This window comes from Marinospirillum sp., from assembly GCF_014859565.1.
Genome location: NZ_JACUUA010000224.1, coordinates 1 through 5,142, shown reverse-complemented (window position 1 = coordinate 5,142; position 5,142 = coordinate 1). Strand labels below are relative to the sequence as shown.

4 protein-coding genes are annotated in these 5,142 nt (G+C 49.2%); 3 read left to right on the top strand and 1 reads right to left on the bottom strand.

Going from position 1 to position 5,142, the window contains the following annotated elements; genetic code table 11:
• Positions 1 to 546 precede the first annotated feature (546 nt).
• Positions 547 to 1,032, bottom strand: a complete 486-nt coding sequence (locus IBX50_RS17020) for a hypothetical protein (RefSeq protein ID WP_292257495.1) — start codon at positions 1,030 to 1,032, stop codon at positions 547 to 549.
• A gap of 521 nt (positions 1,033 to 1,553) precedes the next feature.
• On the opposite strand from IBX50_RS17020, the gene mobC reads away from it, so the two are divergent.
• From mobC to trfA, 3 genes are all read left to right on the top strand, one after another.
• Positions 1,554 to 1,931, top strand: a complete 378-nt coding sequence (mobC, locus tag IBX50_RS17015; protein ID WP_292257494.1) for a plasmid mobilization relaxosome protein MobC — start codon at positions 1,554 to 1,556, stop codon at positions 1,929 to 1,931.
• Complete coding sequence (locus tag IBX50_RS17010) at positions 1,928 to 4,033, top strand: DNA-primase RepB domain-containing protein (protein ID WP_292257493.1); 2,106 nt, start codon at positions 1,928 to 1,930, stop codon at positions 4,031 to 4,033. The genes mobC and IBX50_RS17010 overlap by 4 nt, the downstream gene beginning before the upstream one ends.
• 99 nt (positions 4,034 to 4,132) lie before the next feature.
• Positions 4,133 to 5,020 carry a plasmid replication initiator TrfA gene (trfA, locus tag IBX50_RS17005; protein ID WP_292257492.1) on the top strand — a complete coding sequence of 296 codons (888 nt, stop codon included), beginning with the start codon at positions 4,133 to 4,135 and terminating at the stop codon, positions 5,018 to 5,020.
• Positions 5,021 to 5,142: the final 122 nt, after the last annotated feature.

Below are 5,142 nucleotides of genomic sequence, written 5' to 3'. Positions count from 1 at the left end.
AACAGGGTACTTGCGGATACCAAACAGGGTACTTGCGGATACCAAACTTTGCCCCGAGATTGCCTGTAGGCCACGCGCTGCAAGGGTTTCGGAAATCTTCAAAAATGCGCTAATCGTTTTTAATCATATATTAATCAGGCAGACCATTGGTCTGGGGCACCCCCAAGGGGGTTCCCCCGCTGCGCGGCTCCCCCTCCCCCTGGTAATGCCTGGCCTCTATCAATCGCCCCTACGGGCGATTTCAGGCCAGCAGCACCCTAAACGCAGCCGAGTGCTAAAAATGCACTGTAGAGGCTCTAGGAGGCCTTTTAAGGCATGTTGCTTGTCTCCCTGCGGTCGCCCACACATGCGAACACACGCCGCGCCGCCGCGCGCCAGAAATAAAGGCAAAGGCACAAATCCAAGGCATAGGACTCCAGCCGTCAGCCGGATAACGGAAATGACAGTAATTCACTTGCAAGCAATACAGTCTTGCCATTTGTTGGTGTTGCTGTATTGCATTGCAGAAACACACAGTCGGTCTATTCTATGCTGGTATATGCCAATCTATAGCGGCATCACTGTCTGTCTGATTTCTTTGCTGCTATCTGACTTTTTCGCCTGATCTGCAGTCCGGGTCGCATGACTATGCTTTTTGAGCAGACCAGTTTTTTTGAATCCGCGCTTTTTAAGCAGATGCTCAAAGTGTGCGATTGCCGCATAAATCCGGCCAACGCGCTCTTCAGTCAGTTCAACAACATCCAGCGCGACCGCAGAAGAAGCCCGGGACAAGTAGTAATCCAGCCGCTCAAAAGCGTGTTTTTGCTCGGATCGGTTCATTTCGTGCAGTCGTTTTTTGATCCAGTCCTCGACTTCTTCAAGCTCCTCTGGAGTGAAAATCTGGCGCATTTCATCAGTAATCTCGGGGGCGTACTTATCCATGCTGGCGACCTGCTTGACCACTGAGCGGCGCTTTTCTTTGTCGTAGCCAGCGTAGCGCATGACTTTTACTTTGCTCGAACCCTGCTGAACGATGAACTGCATGACTAACACCTCTTTTCTGTCTGACTGTAGGTTCATTATAAGGCATTATACTGTCTGCCTGCAAGCACTTTCACTGTATTTTTTTAAAAAAAATACTGTCGCAAGTTTATGTGGTAATACTGTATTGCTAATTTTTGGAAGTGCAGTCATTCCGAAATGCGGTTATACTGTGATGTTTCTATGTAGTTGTGCAGTATGTTTATTTTTTGGTTTGCAGTGTTTTTTTCATTTCTTTCTGGCGGCGGCGGCGGCGGCGGCGGCGTGTGCTTGCCTGGTGCTGCAAGTGTAGTAACACTCTGACAGGCATAGAGGCGCAACCACCAGGGCAGCGACTATATGCCGAGAGCATGCAAAAAACCCCTGCTCTCGGGGCTTTATCGAAATCGGCTATAGTGGCAGCAAGAGTCAAAAAAGGTAGGTAGCAAGCAATGTTAAGTGTGCCACTTAACCAACTTCAAACTACGCTGCGCTTGTTTTTGTTGTGCTTGCCAACGTGCCGTTGGATTGCCTTAACCCCAGATGGAGCAGCTGTGAGCGAACATCAAAAGAGTAAAGGCGGTAGGCCGGTGAAGCCGCGAGAAGATCGGCTGCGACATCCTATTGTAGTGCGGCTGAATGACCTGGAGCTTGCCGAGCTGCATTTTTTGTCTGGCGAAAATCGGAAAAATTACACGGGTGCTATTCGTGCGCTAATCGTAAAAAGAAATCTTCCGGCTGGCAAGGTTCCGAAAATAAACGTACAGACACATGCGGAGCTTGGAAAAATTGGCGGCAACCTGAATCAGATTGCAAAAAAAGTTAATCAGCTTGGCATCATTGATGCCGAAGAATTGCATTATGAACTGATCCAGCTAACGGTTTTGCTGGATGAAATTAAGCTGCAGCTAGTTGGAGTTGAAGAAAAATGATAGCGAATATTGTTAAGGGAAGCGGCTTTCGTGGTGCCTTGGACTACGTCCTTGGCAAGAAAGATGCGGTGCTCCTGCATACAACTCTGGGCAGCAAAACAGCCCGGGACATGGCTGCTGAACTAGCTGCATATCGGAATCTGCGCCCAGGCCTGGGTAAAGCAGTTTTTCATTGCAGCCTGGCTGTAGGCAAGCATGACAGTCTAACTCCTGAGCAGTGGCGCAGTATTGCAACAAAATACTTAGATGGTATGGGTTTTGGTGATGCGCCCTGGACACTGGTTCGACACCAGGATGCCGACCATGACCATGTGCATGTAGTTGCATCGCGGGTGAGATCGGATGGATCGGTTGTGTCTGATTCCAGGGACTTTGAGCGCACTGAGGAGCTGTTGCGCGGCATTGAAAAAGAGTATGGATTAACAGAGGTTGCGAACTCAAAAGATGTAAAAGTACGAGCAGTAACTATTGCAGAACTTGAAAAAGCCGACAGAAAAGGCGCACCGCCTCCAAGACTGTTGCTGCAAGAAATCGTTTCAAGGGTGGCAGATAAATCAGAAAACTTTAAAGACTTTGCCCTGAAACTTGATGCTGCCGGAGTCGATTTTAAGCCAACGCTACAGAAGGACAACACAAAATGGTCGGGCGCTGCATTTCGGTTGCGCGATGATGATGAAGGCATCTGGTTCGGTGGCGGCAAGCTGGCCAGCAGCTTAAAGGTCGGTTCACTAATAAAGAGAGGAATTGAGTATGTCAAAGATCGAGACCTGGAAACGGCAAGCATCTGCATCGGGCGAGCAGCGATTGATGCAGATCGATCAGCAGGCAGAGATAGCCGCAGCACTGAAAGACTTAATGGAAATGACCAAGCAGGAGCAGCAGGAAGGGCTGAAATTGCTACTGGAGCAGAGCGATTTTCAGCAGAAGCAATTAGCAAAGAAGATGCAGGAGGCACTGGAGGAGCTGGAGAGCCAAAGGGAGTTGAACTCAATGTGGCAACTGGCGGCAGCGGCGGGATCCGGAGCAGTGGCAATGGCACTGCTGATGAAATTACTAGGATAGCGGCAGAAGCCCCTGGGCCTAAGCCTGAACACATCAAGATAAAAGAGGCGGCATGGGCCGAACAGCATGCAGCACTACGGGCGGAGCGATACCGGATAACACTTATGCCGAGGCGTGATGGTGATCCAGTTATCATACCGGGCAATGACTACGGGCGACGCAAAGGTGCGGATGAAATTTTTTATACAGCGGATGAAGTAAGGCAGCAGTTTAGATTTTTGAGCCTAAAAAATGCTGGCAGCTATGAGGTGTACATTACACCGATTGATCCAAGCCATCATTACTTAGTGGTGGATGATCTGACACCAACAACAAAGGATAAACTGCTGAATGCTGGCTACGAGCCATGTCTGATACAAGAGTCGAGCCAAGACAATTTACAGGCGATTATCAAAGCGCCAAAGCCCGAAATTTCAAAAGAAGAACAGTCAACAGCGAATGAATTTGTCCAAGGTGTGAACAAGAAATACGGAGACAAGGCGTTTACTGGTGCAATACATCCATTCAGGCTGGCAGGGTTTGCGAACAAAAAAATAGGCAAAAATTCGCCATTTACAAAGATAATTCAGGCTATAGATCGGGTTTGCGGTAAGACGGTCAAGCTTCTTGAAATGATACGGTCGAGGCGCAAAAAAGCCGAGCTGGAGCGACAGCAGGAGCGCATGCAGGCAGCAGAGCAGCGGGCAGCAAAAGTGCAGCTGCGCGGCGAGCCAGCGGCACTCATGCCAAGCAGCAAGGATGAATCAGACCTTGTTCAAACACTTGAAAGATATAGGCTTTTAATGAAAACGTCGGACGAAAGCAGGCGCGACTTTGGGGCTTGTGTTGCGATGCTCCGAGCCGGTTTCAGCGCCGGTGAGGTCGAGAATGCACTACTACTGCACCCGGCAACCAGGCGCAAGCACGACCCGGCTGACTACGCAGGTCGGACAACCGACGCAGCATTAGAGGCACGCCGAAATATAAAAGACAGTCATACTAGAAAAGAGAGCGACAGGCAGAACGAGGAACGGAAAGACAGTAGCAGTCCAGAAATGTAGTGCAGTGAATCAAAGAATAAAAAGACAGTATTGCCTATTGCTGGTCAGGCTGTATAGTGGTACTATAATCATATAGAAACAAATACCAGGATCAAACCGATGGATGACTTGATAGCGCGGGTTGAGCGACTGAAAACCGGAAAAAAAGCAAAGTCGGTGCGGGCGGATGAATCGCCTGCAACAACAGCCAAGGTGATACAGCTACCATTCTGGCCGGAGCCAGTGAGAGCTGTCCCAAATGGTTTCCTGCGCTCAGCACTATTCGGTGCGGTCGGTCGCGGTCGTAGACGCTATTTAGAGCGCGAACCAATGGCAAGCCTAGACGGTATAGAGGTTCGATACACAGGTCAGCGACTCGATCAAGGCGACCTGGATACCTGGGAGTCGATTTTGCACGCCGTACGCCTGCAAGATCTGGGCAGCAAATGCCACATCACAGGCTATCAGCTACTAAAGCTGATGGGCAAAACGCTATCAGGAAAAAACAGGGAGATTCTTCAATCTCGCATCGAGCGACTTGTCGCCAACGCATTGATTGTAAAGCATGAAAGATACACATACATCGGCAGTCTGATTAGTTCTGCGGTGAAGGACGACAATACAAACGAATGGATTATCGAGCTAGACGATAAGATCACACCGCTTTTTGGAGTCGATCAATATTCCCACATACAGTGGGATACACGAAAAAAACTAGGCGGGAGCCAGATGGCGCAGTGGCTTCATGGCTTTTACTCAAGCCACGCAAACCCATACCCAATCAAAGTTGAAACCCTGTTAAGGCTGACAGGAAGCGAAAACAGCAGTCTAAAAAGCGGAAAACAAAAACTAATCAAGGCACTCGAAGCAGTCAAAGCAGCTTGCAGTGAGGGCGACACACCGTTTGATTACGAAATAAAAGCAGGGCTGGTGGTCGTAAATCGGCAACCAGTCAAAACCCAGATCAAACATCTGGCCAAGAAAAAAAGGCACCGTCATAGCGGGTAGAAACAGGGTACTAGCAGATACCTAGATAGGGTACTTACGGATACCAACAGGGTACTTGCGGATACCAAACAGGGTACTTGCGGATACCAAACAGGGTACTTGCGGATACCAAACTTTGCCCC

What these genes read in the sequence shown, in the direction of transcription:
- trfA (WP_292257492.1), top strand. Translation starts at nt 4,133, where the DNA reads ATGGATGACTTGATAGCGCGGGTTGAGCGACTGAAAACCGGAAAAAAA.
- IBX50_RS17010 (WP_292257493.1), top strand. Translation starts at nt 1,928, where the DNA reads ATGATAGCGAATATTGTTAAGGGAAGCGGCTTTCGTGGTGCCTTGGAC.